Source organism: Photobacterium sp. TLY01 (assembly GCF_021432065.1).
Lineage (GTDB): Bacteria > Pseudomonadota > Gammaproteobacteria > Enterobacterales > Vibrionaceae > Photobacterium > Photobacterium halotolerans_A.
Map to the genome: position 1 here is coordinate 3,236,395 of NZ_CP090364.1, position 14,363 is coordinate 3,250,757.

The 14,363-nt window shown below is 56.5% G+C and carries 14 protein-coding genes; 6 read left to right on the forward strand and 8 right to left on the reverse strand.

Annotated elements, in window-relative coordinates; translation table 11 throughout:
* Positions 1–294 precede the first annotated feature (294 nt).
* From LN341_RS15020 to recQ, 4 genes are all read right to left on the reverse strand, one after another.
* A complete protein-coding gene (locus LN341_RS15020; RefSeq protein WP_046221850.1) occupies positions 295–729 on the reverse strand; it encodes a GNAT family N-acetyltransferase in 435 nt (144 codons plus the stop codon).
* Between the two features lie 58 nt (positions 730–787).
* Entirely contained in the window at positions 788–1,465 is a 678-nt protein-coding gene (locus tag LN341_RS15025) for a 7-cyano-7-deazaguanine/7-aminomethyl-7-deazaguanine transporter (RefSeq protein ID WP_234203719.1), read from the reverse strand.
* Between the two features lie 156 nt (positions 1,466–1,621).
* Positions 1,622–1,942: a DUF3630 family protein gene (locus LN341_RS15030; RefSeq protein WP_370643664.1), complete on the reverse strand. Its 321-nt coding sequence runs from the start codon at positions 1,940–1,942 to the stop codon at positions 1,622–1,624.
* A gap of 275 nt (positions 1,943–2,217) precedes the next feature.
* Complete coding sequence (recQ, locus tag LN341_RS15035) at positions 2,218–4,080, reverse strand: ATP-dependent DNA helicase RecQ (protein WP_046221847.1); 1,863 nt, start codon at positions 4,078–4,080, stop codon at positions 2,218–2,220.
* A gap of 198 nt (positions 4,081–4,278) precedes the next feature.
* Between recQ and rarD the strand changes: the two genes are divergently transcribed.
* A complete protein-coding gene (gene rarD / locus LN341_RS15040) occupies positions 4,279–5,190 on the forward strand; it encodes an EamA family transporter RarD (RefSeq protein WP_234203720.1) in 912 nt (303 codons plus the stop codon).
* Positions 5,191–5,303: 113 nt separating this feature from the next.
* A complete protein-coding gene (ggt, locus tag LN341_RS15045; protein ID WP_046221845.1) occupies positions 5,304–7,049 on the forward strand; it encodes a gamma-glutamyltransferase in 1,746 nt (581 codons plus the stop codon).
* Positions 7,050–7,132: 83 nt separating this feature from the next.
* Here ggt and uvrD read toward each other — a convergent pair whose 3' ends face one another.
* Positions 7,133–9,304, reverse strand: coding sequence for a DNA helicase II (gene uvrD, locus LN341_RS15050; RefSeq protein WP_234203721.1), 2,172 nt, complete (start codon positions 9,302–9,304; stop codon positions 7,133–7,135).
* 280 nt (positions 9,305–9,584) lie between these two features.
* Between uvrD and LN341_RS15055 the strand changes: the two genes are divergently transcribed.
* The 4 genes from LN341_RS15055 (at position 9,585) to LN341_RS15070 (ending at position 11,974) form a co-directional block, all read left to right on the forward strand.
* Complete coding sequence (locus tag LN341_RS15055) at positions 9,585–9,842, forward strand: DUF2282 domain-containing protein (protein WP_046221891.1); 258 nt, start codon at positions 9,585–9,587, stop codon at positions 9,840–9,842.
* Positions 9,843–9,844: 2 nt separating this feature from the next.
* Positions 9,845–10,717, forward strand: a complete 873-nt coding sequence (locus tag LN341_RS15060) for a DUF692 domain-containing protein (protein ID WP_234203722.1) — start codon at positions 9,845–9,847, stop codon at positions 10,715–10,717.
* Entirely contained in the window at positions 10,698–11,450 is a 753-nt protein-coding gene (locus tag LN341_RS15065) for a DNA-binding domain-containing protein (RefSeq protein WP_234203723.1), read from the forward strand. The genes LN341_RS15060 and LN341_RS15065 overlap by 20 nt, the downstream gene beginning before the upstream one ends.
* Positions 11,451–11,515: 65 nt before the next feature.
* Positions 11,516–11,974, forward strand: coding sequence for a DoxX family protein (locus LN341_RS15070; RefSeq protein ID WP_046221841.1), 459 nt, complete (start codon positions 11,516–11,518; stop codon positions 11,972–11,974).
* Positions 11,975–11,976: 2 nt separating this feature from the next.
* On the opposite strand, the gene yigB is transcribed toward LN341_RS15070, so the two are convergent.
* From yigB to LN341_RS15085, 3 genes are read right to left on the reverse strand one after another with little or no spacing between them, the layout of a single operon-like run.
* Positions 11,977–12,693, reverse strand: coding sequence for a 5-amino-6-(5-phospho-D-ribitylamino)uracil phosphatase YigB (gene yigB / locus LN341_RS15075; protein WP_234203724.1), 717 nt, complete (start codon positions 12,691–12,693; stop codon positions 11,977–11,979).
* Between the two features lie 12 nt (positions 12,694–12,705).
* Positions 12,706–13,614, reverse strand: a complete 909-nt coding sequence (gene xerC, locus LN341_RS15080; protein WP_304622692.1) for a tyrosine recombinase XerC — start codon at positions 13,612–13,614, stop codon at positions 12,706–12,708.
* Positions 13,611–14,309: a DUF484 family protein gene (locus LN341_RS15085; RefSeq protein WP_234203725.1), complete on the reverse strand. Its 699-nt coding sequence runs from the start codon at positions 14,307–14,309 to the stop codon at positions 13,611–13,613. Before LN341_RS15085 ends, xerC begins: the two co-directional genes overlap by 4 nt.
* Positions 14,310–14,363 lie beyond the last annotated feature (54 nt).

The window sequence follows — 14,363 nt, forward strand, 5'->3', positions numbered from 1 at the left end:
TAATAATTTTCATTCATTTGTAAATTCAATGCCTTCTCTCGCCCGCCTCTTCCGCCGGCAGCGCAATAAGAAAAAGCGGTGCTTGAAAACAAGCACCGCTGCTAAGCAAAGTCGACAGCATATTCAGCCCTACACTCAATACCTGCCTTCGCTAAAGTACACTGGAAGCAATGTGAGCAATGTCGTGCCATCAGACCAGAAACGCCTTGCTGTTCGTTTCTCGCTGAAAGCAAGTTAATAATAACCATTCTCACTTATTGTTCAAGCACTATTTGCGAATAATTTTCATTTACTTTATTTATCCCAGCTTTTCACGAAATGGAGACGGTAATCTTCGATGCCGTCTTTCTTCTCCATATGCTCTATCTGATAACCGTTTCTCAGTAACAGTCTCAGCATCGAAGGGTAACGGTTACGGGATTTGACTCTCAGCTCCAGATAGCCCTGCGCTTTGACCCAGGCTTCCTGAGTGTGCATCAACGCCTGAGCCACTCCATTGTGACGCCCTTCGGCCACCACGCCACCCAGCCAGCTGTAATAACAGGTTTCCGACAGGCTGTAGCCAATTTTCACGCCTATCAGTTCGCCCTCTTTTTCCGCCACCAGGATCAAGGGACAACGCCCGCGCACCCGGGTGGCCAGACTGTGCTCTGTCTCAGGGTGATCAAATTCTTCAATTCTGGCCAGCACGCTGGCCGCCTCAGCCAGACTGGCTTCTCGTATGTTCATCACAGCTCCCACACTCAGTTTCGGCCCACAAAAAAGCCGGCGCTTGCCGGCTTTGAGTTTATGACACCCCCTGCGAGGGCTCAAGCTGAGGCCGCAGACGGGTCAGACGTTTCACCAGATAATTGAGCAGTACGCCGTACATGGGCACAAACAAACCCAGGCTGATAATCAGCTTCACGCCATAATCCACCAGGGCAATTTCTACCCAGTGTTCGGCCATAAAGGCATCCGGGCTCTGATAAAAGGCGATGGCAAAAAAAGCAATGGTATCAATGGCATTACCGAATACCGTCGAGCAGGTCGGGGCTATCCACCACTGCTTGCACTGACGCAGGCGGTTAAACACAGACACATCCAGAATCTGTCCCAGCAGATAGGCCATGAAGCTGGCAATCGCGATCCGGGCCACAAAGAGGTTGAATTCACCCAACGGCGCGAGTCCCTGAAAAGCGCCCTGATAGAACACCACAGAGAGGAGATAAGATACCGCCAGGGCCGGCAGCATGACCCGGGTAATGATCTGACGCGCCATACTGGCACCGTAGATCCGAACCGTCAGATCGGTGGCCAGAAAAATAAACGGAAAAGTAAAAGCGCCCCAGGTCGTATGGACACCAAACAGAGTAAAGGGGATCTGAACCAGATAATTGCTGGAGGCAATGATCACCAGATGGAACAAAACCAGAATCCACAGAGCCTGGCGCTGCTGGGCCGGCGAAAAAGAAGCAGTCGTCATCAACAGACCTTTTTGTCAAATGGGGGCGAGGGAACCCAAACACACAAACAGCACATTTTATGTACAGCGCTGTCACCAAAGGCGCTGATTATACAGTAACCAATCCGACTGCCAAGACACCACAGGGGATGGCAAACGTTTGCATGTAAAATTTGATTACTGAGTCAACTTATTGAGCCAGCTTGCCAGAAAGGCCAGGGTATCGCTGTCATCCCGGCTCAGTAATTCCAGCCACATTGCCGCACTGTAATGCTCACCTTTCAGCATCATCCGACAGCCTTCGAAATCGATCAGCCAGATATGTAGATCGGCATTGGCCTCTTTTTCCACCACACTCGCTCCGAGCACAGTGACCAGTGCCTGCGCGACATCGGCAAAGCTGTCGTAATCAAAATCCGGGGTCTGCAGATGCAGACAACCCTGCTCGTTGTCGAGCTCGCGAACGCCAAAATGGGTTTCAGACGCAGCAGTCATCATGTGTCCTTTCAGTTTCCGGTCCAGCCGGACAGGGATGGTGTAAGTAAGTGTGTATTAACGTATCAAAGCATAAGCAAGGCATAGCAATGAACAGGGATTCGTGGTCTGATCGCCCCTGTTGCCTTGACGGCCAGGAGGCCTAGCCGGGTAACACTGTGGTGATGAATTGCATTCTCACCCCAATACGCAAGCTGTTTTGTAGTACGCAGAATCTTGGTTTTGTCTCTACTACACTCTCTGCCGGATAATTCTGAATTGTCCGGTATTTTTTTGCCTCAGGCTCGGCCCGGTTCATATTCAGCCGCGGCCAGCAAATGCTCTTCGATCACGGATAAAAAGACCTTACCGTATTTTTCCAGCTTCCGCTGCCCGACCCCGTTGACCGCCAGCAATTCGCCTTCCGAAGTCGGTAAACGCTCGGCCATTTCCATCAGACTGGCATCATTGAACACCACATAAGGTGGCAGCGACTCGTCGTCGGCAATGGCTTTCCGCACCATCCGCAGTTTGGAAAACAGCTTCTTGTCGTACTGACGTTTGAGCCGGTTGTCCTGACGGCTATTGCTGCGCGCGCTGCTGTCAATCCGCGGCACCGCCAGCTGAAGGCTGATCTCCCCGCGCAGCACAGCGCGCGCTTTTTCGGTCAGCTGCAGGGTAGAGCTGTTCACTATGTTCTGAGTCAGAAAACCGCGGTGGATCAGCTGGCGCAGAATACTGACCCAGAATTCATGGCTGTGCTCGCGGCCAATGCCGTAAGTGCTGAGCTTGTCATGGCCCTGCTCCCGGACTTTGGCGTTTTGCAGGCCGCGCAGTACATCGACCACATGGTGCACCCCAAAGCGCTGATTCACCCGATAGACACAAGACAGCGCCTTCTGCGCCATTTCCAGTGCCTCAAAATGCTGCGGTGGATCAATACAGATATCGCAGTTGCCGCACGCGTGCTCACTGTGCTCACCAAAGTAATGCAGCAGCACCTGGCGGCGACAGGTCTGCGCTTCAGCAAACGCCCCCATGGCATTAAGCTTATGGCTTTCGACCTGCTTTTGCGGGCCTTCCTCTTTTTCATCCAGACAGCGGCGAAGCCAGGCCAGATCCGCCGGGTCATAAAACATCACGGCTTCGGCGGGCAAACCATCACGCCCGGCCCGGCCGGTTTCCTGATAATAGGATTCGATATTACGCGGAATATCAAAATGCACCACAAAGCGGACATTGGGTTTGTTGATCCCCATCCCGAAGGCGACCGTGGCAGCGACCACCTGAATGTCATCGCGTTGGAACCCTTCCTGCACCCGGATCCGCTCGTCGTGTTCCAGCCCGGCATGATAAGCCGCCGCACGTATTCCCTGCTCGGTGAGCTTCTCGGCCACCTGTTCCACTTTTTTGCGGCTGTTACAGTAAATAATGCCGCTCTGGCCACGCACACTGGCTAAAAAACGCACCAGTTGCGCCATCGGCTTGTACTTTTCCTGCAGGGTATAACGAATATTGGGGCGGTCAAAACTACCCAGGTGGGTAAAAGGATCTTTCAAGGCCAGGCGACTCATGATGTCCTGGCGGGTGGTGTCGTCGGCTGTGGCAGTCAGGGCAATCACAGGCATGGCGGGAAAATGCTGCTTGAGCATCCCCAAAGACGCATACTCTGGCCGAAAATCGTGCCCCCACTGGGAAATACAGTGGGCTTCATCCACAGCCAGCAGGCTAACCGGCAAGCCACTGAGGCGGTCGATAAAATCCCGGCTCAGCACCCGTTCCGGCGACACGTACACCAGCTTGAGCGAGCCGTCTGCCATCCCCTGCCAGGTGGCCTGTATCGCCTCCGCTGACATGGTGGAATTGAGGCAACCCGCTGCGACACCATTGGCCTGCAACTGGTCGACCTGATCTTTCATCAGTGAAATCAGCGGGGAGATCACCAGCGTCAGCCCTTCGCGCATCAGGGCGGGGATCTGATAACAGAGCGACTTGCCGCCCCCGGTCGGTAAAATCACCAGGCAATCCCGGCCCGATGCCACCGCCTCAATCACTGCCTGCTGGCCGGGCCGGAAAGACTGATAGCCAAACACCTGCTGCAGGATCTGCTCGCTGCTGGCGGATGAAACGGCATGACTGAGATCAGGGGTTGAGGCGGACATGACTTCACTCTTGATTGACACAGCCGGCTATTCTATACCATTCAGATCCCGGATGGGAGCACCAGCCACAGGCAACCTGAGCAGCGAAAGAAGTCGCTGGTCAATTAGTTCAGGCTGGCATTATACTGCCCGTTCGGGCATATCTAGCAAAATGCCCATACCTTCCTCTCAATCTTTACCATAACGTACTGGAATAGCATGGACGAGCAAGCAAAAACGACCCAACGCGGGGTCATACTGGCTATCGCCGCCTACACCATGTGGGGCATTGCACCGATTTACTTCAAGATGCTGCAAAGCGTCAGCCCTCTGGAAATCCTCAGCCACCGCATTCTTTGGTCTTTCTTTTTTCTGGCGGGATTAATCTTTCTTGGCAAGGGCTGGGGCAAAGTCCGTCAGGTCCTCAAACAACCCAAAGTCCTGCTGATGCTGCTGGCCAGCTCTATCATCATCGGGGGCAACTGGCTGATCTTTATCTGGGCGGTCAACAGCAACTACATGCTGGATGCCAGTCTGGGCTATTTCATCAACCCGCTGCTGAACGTGCTGCTGGGCATGGTGTTTCTGGGCGAGCGCCTGCGTCCGCTGCAATGGCTGGCGGTTGCGCTGGCCGCCGGCGGCGTGCTGGTGCAGTTAATCCACTTCGGCTCCCTGCCCTGGGTGGCGCTGGTACTGGCGGCCAGTTTTGGTGTCTACGGCCTGCTGCGCAAAAAGGTCAATCTGGATGCCCAGACCGGCCTGTTCATGGAAACCAGCATCCTGCTGCCACTGGCGCTGAGCTATGTGTTGCTGTTCGCCAGCAGCCCGACCTCGGACTGGACGCTGAACAGCCTGGACACCAATCTGCTGCTGATGGCGGCGGGTATCGTCACCACCTTACCCTTGCTGTGCTTTACCGGCGCGGCCACCAAGCTCAAACTGTCGACGCTGGGCTTTTTCCAGTACATCGGCCCCAGCCTGATGTTCCTGCTGGCCGTCGCCGTGTATGGTGAAGAATTCAGTACCGACAAGAGCCTGACGTTCGCCTGCATCTGGGTCGCGCTGGTGCTGTTCAGCTATGATGGCATCAAGGGACACCGCCAGAACCGCAAGCGGGCCCAAATCGCCTGACGCGCCCCGCCGCCTGCCACTTCGTACACAGATTGCTCACACTCGCGGGCAATCTGTGTTAAAAACACCTAATCTTATTGACTGATTCCAAACCATTTTCAGAAGGATAAGCCATGAAAAGGACGTCCCTTGCGCTGGCTCTGACCTGCGCCCTGCTCTCCGCATCTGCCTACAGCGAACAAGCCACAGATCAAATCGCTCCGGAAGGGGCCACGGGCTTCCAGCGCAACGCGCAGGTCACGGGCAAAGAGTGGATGATTGCCACCGCTAACCCGTATGCCAGTGATGCCGGCGCCGCGATGCTGGCCAAAGGCGGCAATGCCATTGATGCCATGATTGCCGCACAACTGGTGCTGGGTCTGACCGAGCCGCAATCCTCCGGTCTGGGAGGCGGGGCGTTTCTGGTGTACTGGGACAGTCAAAAAGAAGCGCTGACCACCTTCGACGGCCGGGAAACAGCCCCGGCCGAAGTCACACCGCAGCTGTTTCAGGATGAAAACGGCCAGCCTTTATCCTTCTACGATGCCGTGGTCGGCGGCCGCTCTGTCGGCACCCCGGGCACAGTCAAACTGATGTGGCATACCCACCAGCGTTTGGGCAAGCTGGCCTGGAAAGATCTGTTTGAGCCCGCCATTACCCTGGCCCGTGACGGCTTTACCGTCAGCCCGCGACTGGCGCAGTTAGTGCAGGAAGACAGCGAACGCCTACAGCGCTGGTCGACCACCAAAGCCTACTTCTTCCCGAACGGGCAGGCGCTGAAAGCCGGGGAAACCCTGAAAAACCCAGCCTATGCCGATACGTTGCAGCAAATTGCCGAACGCGGCGCCAGTGCCTTTTATCACGGTGAGATTGCCAAAGACATCGTCAGAACCGTGCGCACCGCGGAAGGCAACCCCGGGGTGCTCAACACCATGGATCTGGCCACCTATCAGGTCAAAGAACGCCCGGCGGTCTGCGCGCCGTATCGCCAGTATGAAGTGTGCGGTATGGGCCCGCCCAGTTCCGGGGCGCTGACGCTGGGTCAGATCCTGGGAATGCTGAGCCACTTCCCGATGAAAGAGCTGGGGCCGCAAAAAGCCCTGAGCTGGCATTTGATTGGCGATGCATCCCGTCTGGCCTTTGCTGACCGTGGCCGCTATATGGCCGACAGCGATTATGTCCCGATGCCGACCGAGGGACTGTTAGACAAAGATTACCTCAGCCAGCGCGCCGGCCTGCTGAAAAGCAGCCAGGCACTGCAAGAAGTGAGTGCGGGATTGCCGCCCTGGTCACACGCCGTGAATTATGGTCAGGACAACGCGCTTGAACTGCCTTCCACCAGCCATCTGGTGATTGTCGATAAAGACAGGAACGTGCTGTCGATGACCACCACGATCGAGAACGGCTTTGGCTCCCGCCTGATGGTACGCGGATTTCTGCTCAACAATGAGCTGACCGACTTCTCTTTCAGCACGCATGACCATGGCATCCCGATTGCCAACCGGGTCGAACCCGGCAAACGGCCACGCTCGTCCATGGCACCGACCATAGTGATGAAAGACGACCAGCCGGTCGTGGCCATCGGCTCGCCGGGCGGCAGCCAGATCATCGGTTATGTCGCCAAAACCCTGATCGCCCATCTCGACTGGGGTCTGAGCCTGCAACAAGCAGTGGATTTGCCGAACATGAACAACCGTTTTGGTCCGTTCGAGCTGGAGCAGGGCACCAGTGCAGAGCGCTGGGCGCCGGAGCTGGAAAAACTGGGCTTTGAGGTTCAGATCAAGCCGCTCAACTCAGGTGTCCAGGCAATCGGCCTGTTCCGCGGTCAGCTCAACGGCGCCGCCGACCCGCGCCGGGAAGGCAAAGTGGTCGCGCAGTAAGCGACCCTATCTCATCAGTCAGGATCAAAAACGCGCCGCCTCCTCAGGAGAGCGGCGCGTTTTTTCAAGCCATCAATGAGAATTTACATAGCTTCCAGCTTGGCGTACTGAGTCACCAGCCACTTGATCCCTTCCCCGTTGAAAGCCACCTGAACCCGGCTCTGGGCGCCGCTGCCTTCAAAATTAATGATGGTCCCTTCGCCGAATTTGGGGTGCTGGACCCGCTGGCCCAGATTAAAACCGGTCTGATTAAAATTATCGTTGATCTGGCTCTGGCTGAAGCGGCCACCGGTGGACGGACGCGACACCTGCGCTTTCATCCGCACTTCTTCGATAAACTCTTCCGGGATTTCCCGGACAAAGCGCGACACTTTATGGAAATTGTCCTTGCCGTACAAACGCCGCATTTCAGCATGGGTGATATACAACTTTTCCATCGCCCGCGTCATCCCGACATAGCACAGACGGCGTTCTTCTTCGAGGCGACCATGCTCTTCGGAGGTACGAAAACTTGGGAACATGCCCTCTTCCACCCCCACCATAAACACCACGGGAAATTCCAGCCCTTTGGCACTGTGCAAGGTCATCAGCTGCACGGCATCATCGAATTCATCGGCCTGCCCTTCACCGGCTTCCAGCGCGGCATGGGACAAAAAGGCCGCCAGCGGGCTCATTTCCTGCGCTTCTTCCGGCACTTCAAACTGCCGGGTGGCGGTCACCAGCTCTTCCAGGTTTTCAATCCGCGCCTGAGCTTTCTCGCCTTTTTCCTGCTCGTACATGGCGCGCAGGCCCGATGCACGAATGGTTTCATCGGTCTGCTGATACAGCGGCATATCACGGGTATCGTCTTCCAGCGCATTGACCAGCTCGACAAAACGGCGCAGTGAATTGGCCGCCCGCCCTGCCAGCACTTTTTCGTCAAGCAACTCAACACTGGCCTGCCACATCGTAATCCCGCGATCCCGGGCCGCCATACGGATGGTATCCAGAGTGCGCTCGCCCAGCCCCCGAGCCGGAGTATTGACTACCCGCTCAAACGAGGCGTCATCATTGCGGTTCGAGATCAAACGCAGGTACGACAGGGCATCTTTGATTTCCTGCCGTTCGAAGAAACGCATGCCGCCATAAATCCGGTACGGCATCCCCGCCTGAATTAACGCTTCTTCCAGCACCCGCGACTGGGCATTGCTGCGATACAGCATGGCGGTGTCATTGAGGGCGCCGCCACTGTCCTGCCAGCTTTTGATCTTCCCGACCACAAACCGGGCTTCATCCAGCTCGTTAAAAGCCGAGTAGACGGAAATCTTTTCCCCTTCACTGCCGTCGGTCCACAGATTCTTGCCCATCCGCTCATTGTTATGGGCAATCAGGGCATTCGCAGCCTGCAGAATATTGCCGGTCGAACGGTAGTTCTGCTCCAGAAAAATACTGGAGGGGCTGGCAAACTCACGCAGGAAGCGCTGGATATTTTCAACCTTGGCACCGCGCCAGCCATAAATCGACTGGTCATCGTCCCCGACGATCATCACATGGCATTCCGGTCCGGCCATCAGCCGCAGCCAGGCAAACTGAATGTTGTTGGTGTCCTGAAACTCATCCACCAGGATGTGCTTGAAGCGGGCCTGATAGTGCTCCCGGATGTGCTTGTTATGTTTCAGTAATTCAAACGAACGCAGCAGCAATTCGGCAAAATCGACCAGGCCGGCGCGATCGCAGGCTTCCTGATAGGCGCTATAGAGCCGCAGCCAGGTTTGCTCAACCGGATCGTTGAAGGTTTCGACATGGGACGGGCGCAGTCCTTCGTCTTTCTTGCCATTGATATACCAGGCCGCCTGACGGGCCGGCCATTGCTTTTCATCCAGATTCTGAGCTTTGATCAGACGGCGCAGCAGGCGCATCTGATCATCCGAGTCAATGATATTGAAATCTTCCGGCAGCTTGGCATCGAGATAATGGGCACGCAGCATGCGGTGGCTCAGGCCGTGAAAGGTCCCGTTCCACATCCCGGCGCAGCTGCCCTGCATCAGCGCATTAATGCGGCCGCGCATCTCTGCCGCAGCTTTGTTGGTAAATGTCACCGACATCAGTGAGAAAGGTGAGGCTTCTTCGACCCGCAGCAACCAGGCGATCCGGTGCACCAGCACCCGTGTTTTACCACTGCCGGCGCCGGCAAGTACCAAATGGTTCCCCAGCGGTGCCGACACCGCTTCGCGCTGTTTGTCATTCAGACCATCTAACAAGAGTGAAACGTCCATCGCCTTTCTACTGGTTATTTATACACTGGCGGTGATTATAACAGCTCAGCCAGAGAATGCCTGCCCTGTCTGTCGCTTCTTTGTACACCGCCTGTATCAGGGGCATCGCTGTATCTCCTCACGAAAAAACACAGTGTGGGTGAAATTTATCCACGCCCGCACCTTTCTAGTCTTTATAAGAGCGTCTACGCTGCACATAAGCCGCAAAGGGCTGGACCGACAGGCAGTAATGACGTTCGTTCACCGCAACATCTCACTGACAACGGAAAGAGGAATGATGATGAACAAGAGCCACTTAGCCTTAGCCAGCGCCGTCTCCGGTCTGTTAATTCTGGCCGGCACCCTCTCAGCGCCAGCCACTGCCGCCGAGGCCAAAGAGAAATGCTACGGCGTTGCCAAAGCCGGTAAAAATGACTGCGCCACCAAAACCGGCTCCTGTGCCGGCACCGCCAAAACCGATGCTCAGAAAGACGCCTTTATCATGGTGCCCAAAGGCCTGTGTGATCGTCTGGCAGGCGGCAGCACGCAAAGCAGCTAACCATGAGACAAGATCATGCTTTTCAACAGGTGGGGGTTGGCCTGCGAGCGCCCCACCTGAGTCAGTTTGCCGCCATGGACCCGCCTGAAGTCGGCTGGCTGGAAATTCACAGCGAAAACTATTTCCACCCCGACAGCCCGTCGCGCCACAGCCTGAACCGCATCGCTGAGCGTACCCCGATCAGCTGCCACGGAATCGGCCTGTCACTGGGCTCGGCTGATCCGCTGGATATTCGTCACCTGGCTCAGCTCAAACGCCTGATCGACGACATTGCGCCCATCGCCGTGTCTGACCATTTAAGCTGGAGTTCAATCAACGGTCAGTATTTCAACGATTTGCTGCCCATCCCCTACACAGAACAAGCATTGCATCTGGTGTGCGACAAAATCCATCAGGTCCAGGAGACGCTGGGACGCCAGTTACTGCTTGAAAATCCGTCCAGCTATCTCAGTTTCAGCCATGCCGCTTACTCCGAGTGGGAGTTTCTGGCTCTGGTTCAACAACGCACCGGCTGCGGCTTGCTGCTGGACCTCAATAACATCTATGTCAGCAGTTTCAATCACGGCTTTGACTGCGCCACCTATCTGGCAGCGCTGAACCCTGACGCCGTCAAAGAAATCCATCTGGCAGGTTTTACCGTCAAATCCCTCGATGAAGGCGAGATCTGGATTGATACCCACAGCCGCCCGGTCAGCGAACCCGTGTGGCAATTGTACCGGGACTGGGTGCAAGCGCACGGTTCAGTGCCAACCCTGATTGAATGGGACCTCGACATTCCCCCGCTCGAAGTGCTGCTAGGCGAAGCCGACAAGGCCCGCCAGATTCTGCGTGAAATCCACCCTGGCGGAGACGAGCATGAACAACGACGTGCCTGATCTGGCCACCCTGCAGACCAATTTTGCCCAGGCCTTACAATACCGGCCAAGCGATGTCGCCAGCCTGATCACCGGCAATCATTTCAGCCCCGAACAACGGCTGCAAATCTACCGCAACAACTTTGTCATCAGCCTGAGCGAGGTGCTGGAAGCCACCTATCCGGCCGTCAAAGCCGTGGTGGGGGAAGCGTGTTTTGCGGCGCTGGCCCGCCAGCATATTCTGACCACACCGTTGGAGCAGGGTGATGTCAGCCATTATGGCGGCGGGTTTGATCAAACGATTTGTGCTCAGCCATCACTGACTGATGCAGTGCCGTATCTGGCTGACCTGGCGGCCTTAGAGTGGCTGGTCGATCGGGCATCACTATACGATGCGGCTCTGGCGCCGTTTCCGCTCGAAAAACTACAGGGGCTGACAGCGCAGCGTCTGGCGGAGGCCAGATTACTCCCTCAGCCTGCCTGCTGGTTACTGGACAGCGATTATGCGGTTGCCTCGCTGTGGCTGGCCATCCGCGATGATCAGCTGGACGGATTGAACATCGAGACGAATGAATCTGCAATCGTGCTGCCCGGACCGGCCGTGATCGCCACCACGCCGGCAGGAACCGCACTGGTGCAGCTGGCGCGGCAACATCAGCCACTGGGGCAAGCCAGCCAGGAGATGCTGGCCGTGCTGGGGGAGCTGATTGCAGCACAGGTTTTTTCTGATATCCACTATGCTGATGATATGTAATCAAAAGATTCAGCACTTCAGTGGCAACGCCACCTCAGCGCGGCACTGAAGAGCAGGAGGCTGACATGCTCTACCTGATTAAAGATCTTGATACCCGGTTCAGCCGTCTGCTGGCGCCGCTGACGCCCTTGCTGTTGTTATTCACCCGCCTTTGGGTCGCCTGGATTTTTTTCAGCTCAGGCATGATCAAATACCAGAGCTGGGACAGCACCCTGTATCTGTTTGAATATGAATATCAGGTTCCCCTGCTGCCCTGGCGGATGGCCGCCTATCTGGGTACAGCAACAGAGCTGATCGTGCCGGTGTTTCTGGTACTGGGTCTGCTGACCCGGCCGATGGCGCTGCTGCTGTTTGTCTTCAACATCATCGCTGTGGTGTCCTATCCGCTGCTGTGGGAGAAGGGCTTTTTTGACCACCAGCTGTGGGGCATGATGCTGCTGGTGAATGTGTTCTGGGGCGCGGGACTGGTCTCGCTGGATCATCTGTCCGGTCTGGCACGACGGCCCAGCCGCCTGCTGGAATAGCTTCACACCAGTAACAACAGCTGCTCCAGTGCGTGGATTTCGACCTCCGGCAGCCATCTGGCTTTGGTTTCCTGATGCATCTGGCGGGACTGATCATTGAACCAGCAGGCTTGAAAACCGCTGCGCCGGGCGCCGCCCACATCGCTGATCAGATGATCGCCGACATGCAGGATATCTGCCGGTGCGACCCCCAACAAAGCCTGAGCCTGGACAAATAAATCCGGCTCCGGTTTGGACAGGCCGTCACGCCCGGCCACCAGCACCCGGGAGAAATACTGACCCAGACCGATTTTATCCGCGTCCACATTGCCGTTAGTGATCGCCAGCAGCGGCACCCGCTGTGCCAGCTCGCTGAGCACGTCATGCGTGATCTCAGGTACATCGACCTGATTTCGGACCCTTAACACCAGATGCAAGCCTTCTTCCGTGGCCTCAGCGGCCTGACGGCGCGAATAGCCAAGCTGGATCAGACCGGTACGCAGCATGACCCGTCGCCATTCAGTCACGTCATGGCGCAGCATCGGGTTCTCTTTGGCCAACTGATATTTAAGGCACTGCCAGTCAGCAGGCGTCAGAACATCGGTCGCCGGGTGCGCGGCGGCCAGCCAGTCATACATGGCCTGTTCGGCGCGCAGGATCACCGGGTGGTTATCATACAGGGTATCGTCCAGATCGAAGGTCAGCGCTTTGGGTGAACGAAAACTGCGGTAAAACTGCATGATACCGGCTCCTTATTTGGTCTTTTTGGCACGCGGATGTGCCTGATCATACACCTTGGCTAAATGCTGAAAATCCAAATGGGTGTAGATTTGCGTGGTACTGAGATTGGCGTGACCCAGCAGCTCCTGCACCGCGCGCAGATCACCACTGGATTCGAGCATATGGGTGGCAAAGCTGTGGCGCAGCTTGTGCGGATTAATATGGCTGGACACTGCCTGCTTCTGGCCCCACTCGGCCATACGTTTCTGTACGTTCCGGTTGGAGATACGCTGGCCCAGCTTAGACACAAACAATGCCGGCTCGCCGGGAGCGGCCAGTTGTCCGCGCATTTTCAGCCAGATGCCGACCCATTCCCGGGCCAGGCCGGCAAAGGGGACAATGCGTTCTTTATCCCCTTTACCGATCACCCGCAAATCGCCCTTACTCAGGCTGATATCTTTCACGTTGAGTCCGACCAGCTCCGACAGACGCAGACCCGCGCCATACATGAGCTCCATCATGGCCCGATCCCGGACCGACAAGGGATCATTCTCGTTAACGCTGAGCAGCTGATCCATCTCATCGACATCAAGGTTTTTCGGCAGTGGCCGGGATTTGCGCGGGGCAGAGACCCCTTTGGCCGGATTGGCCTTCAGCTCTCCCTGATGGACCAGATAATCCAGAAAACTGCGCAGTGCGGATAGCCGCATCGCCAGACTGCTGGCTTTCAGGCCGTCGCGCATGCCTTTGCTCGCCACCTGACGCACCCAACCGGCATCTAAAGCGTGCCAGTCGGACACCCCCAGTTCGAGCAATTGCTCAGCCACTGTGGTGAGCTGACGCTTGTAGTTCTGCTGGGTGTGCAGGCTCAGCTCCCGCTCACTGCGCAGGTACTCGTAAAAGCGGTCAAGCGAACGGGTCAGACTGGCCGGCAAACTCACTCAATCACCTCGCGGCTGTATTCCCAGTGCCGGATCAGGCGCCCCAGCACATTGGCGAGTTGTGTCACGAACAGGGTGTCCATGTCAGGCTGGAAATGGCCGCCGTCCCGGCTGGCAAAACTCAGGATGCCGTCCGGACGCTCCGACTCTCCCAGTTTAAGCACAATAAAGGATCCCAATTGCGGGGGCTGCTCGAATAACATGTCGCTTTCGGCACTGCGCAGACGGCCCAGATACATGTCCTGCGAATTCAGCCGGGCACGCCGGAAGCCCTCGAAAGCCTGACGGCTCAGAGACAAATCGGGATCCATACTGTCGAACAGACGCACGCTGACCCGTAAATCCAGCTCAGTGGCCAGCGCAGTCAGCACGCTCAGCGCCTGATAAATATTGTGGGTCTGAAACAATTGCTGCTGGGCGCGGGCAAAGGTCGAAAACAAGGCGCTGTTGTCCGCAGCGACAGACATCATGGTCTCAATCTGCTTTTCCAGCTCCGCCACCTTATGGCGCAGCCGCTCCATCTGGCGCTCCACCAGCGAGACCGCGCCGCGTTCGGCATGGGGCAACCTGAGCTGCTCCAGCAGCTCAGGTTGGCCGATGAAAAAATCAGGATTTTCAGTTAAAAACGCCACAATCGCCTGCGGACTTGGCAGCGTGCTCTCTTCATCCGCAGGGCGTTGGGTCAGTTGGGTCATCTCAGTCATCACTTGAAGATTTGGTTAGGCGCGATGGGGCCAACACAGCCCCAC